Source organism: Roseateles sp. P5_B10, from assembly GCF_056400485.1.
Genome location: NZ_JBFULE010000929.1, coordinates 1 through 1,906, shown reverse-complemented (window position 1 = coordinate 1,906; position 1,906 = coordinate 1). Strand labels below are relative to the sequence as shown.

Here is a 1,906-nt window from a genome sequence, read left to right as displayed (position 1 = left end):
CTGCAGGTGAGCACCATCGTCTACCTGGGCATCGGTGCGACCCTGGTCATCCTGACCGGCGGCATCGACCTGTCGGTGGGCTCGGTGCTGGCGCTATCGGGCGTGGTGGCGGRCATGCTGGTCAAGAACGGCATGCCGGTGCCGCCGGCCATGGCCATCGGCGTCGTCGTCGGCGCGCTGTGCGGTGCCATCAACGGCCTGTGTGTGACCCGCCTGCGCCTGCCGCCTTTCATCGCCACGCTGGGCATGATGCTGGTGGCGCGCGGCGTCGCGCTGCAGCTCACCGACGCGCGGGCCATCTCCGGTCTGGGCGAAGCCTTTGGCGAACTGGGCAACGGCGCGCTGTGGCGCATCGAGAAGATCGACGAGCAGGGCTTCCCCGATATCGTCTTCCCCGGCATCCCCTATCCGGTGCTGCTGATGATCGTGCTGGCCATCGTCGCGGGCATCCTGCTGCGGCGCACGACGCTGGGGCGGCATCTGCACGCTGTCGGCTCCAACGGCGAGGCAGCGCGGCTGTCGGGTGTCAACGTCGGGCGCGTCGCTATGTTTGCCTACATCGCCTCGGGCGCGCTGGCGGGCCTGTGCGGCTGCGTGCTGATGTCCCGCCTCGTCACCGCGCAGCCCAACGAGGGCGTGATGTACGAGCTCGATGCGATCGCGGCAGCCGTCATCGGTGGCACCTCGCTGCTGGGCGGTGTCGGCACCATCTCCGGCACGCTCATCGGCGCCTTCGTCATCGGCATCCTGCGCAACGGGTTGAACATGAACGGCGTCTCGTCCTTCACACAACAGATCATCATCGGTCTGGTCATCCTCGTCACCGTCTGGATCGACCAACTCCGCAACCGGCGCTGAAGACCGGTTCCATTCCTCAGGAGACATCCCATGCCCCGTCCTTTGATTCACGCGCTCGTGAGCGCCTGCCTGGCTCTGCTCGGCACCGCATCCCAAGCCGGCGAGATCGCCGTCATCGTCAAGACCACGAACTCGACCTATTGGCAGAACGTCAACAAGGGCGCCGAGACCGCCATCAAGGAGATCGCCGGCCACACGCTGACCTTCTCCGGCCCGGCCAGCGAATCAGCCATCGCCGACCAGGTCAACCTCGTCGAGAACGCCATCAACCGCAAGGTGGCCGGCATCGTGCTCGGCCCGTCGGACCCCGACGCGCTGGTGCCGGTCATCAAGAAGGCCTGGGAAGCGCGCATCCCCGTCGTGTTGATCGACTCGCACGTGTCCGAGGCCGGCAAGCCCTACTACCAGTCCTTTCTGACGACGGACAACCGCGCCGCCGGTGAGCTCTGCGCCAAGCAGCTGATCGAGAAGGTCGGCACCACCGGCAAGGTGGCCGTCATGTCCTTCGTTGCCGGGGCCGGCTCCGAGGTCGGGCGCGTCGGCGCCTTCACAAGCTACCTGAAGGCCAACTCCAAGCTCGAGATCGTCGGGCCCTTCTATTCGCAGTCGCAGATGGCCACCGCGATGAACCAGACCACCGACGTGCTGGCCGCCCACCGCGACCTCAAGGCGATCTTCGGCGCCAACGAGCCCACCGCCGTCGGCATGGGCCGCGCGCTGGTGCAGAGCGGCCGCGCGGGCAAGCTGGTCGCCATCGGCTTCGACGGCAACCAGGACCTGCAGAAGTTCGTCCAGGACGGCACGCTCACGGGCATCGCGGTGCAGAGCTCCTTCCAGATGGGCTACCTGGGCGTCAAGACCATCTCCGACGTGTTGCAGAAAAAGCCCGTGCCCAAGTTCCGCGACACCGGCGTCGTGTGGGTCAACAAGGCCAACCTGCAGTCGCCCGAGGCCAAGGCCGTCCTGTACTGAGTCGACAAGCGACGAACTTCAATGCCGCGCTTGAATCACCTTCCCAGCCGCCCTCTCACCGGCGCCGGCCTGCAGC

The 1,906-nt window shown here is 66.8% G+C and carries 2 protein-coding genes; both read left to right on the top strand.

The window, feature by feature from the left end:
- A partial coding sequence (locus AC1DU6_RS29380) for an ABC transporter permease (RefSeq protein ID WP_477861513.1) occupies positions 1–858 on the top strand: 858 nt, incomplete at its 5' end.
- A 30-nt stretch (positions 859–888) separates the two neighbouring features.
- Positions 889–1,830 (top strand): ABC transporter substrate-binding protein, encoded by a 942-nt coding sequence (locus tag AC1DU6_RS29375; RefSeq protein ID WP_457356525.1) that lies wholly within the window; start codon positions 889–891, stop codon positions 1,828–1,830.
- The last annotated feature ends 76 nt before the right edge of the window (positions 1,831–1,906 follow it).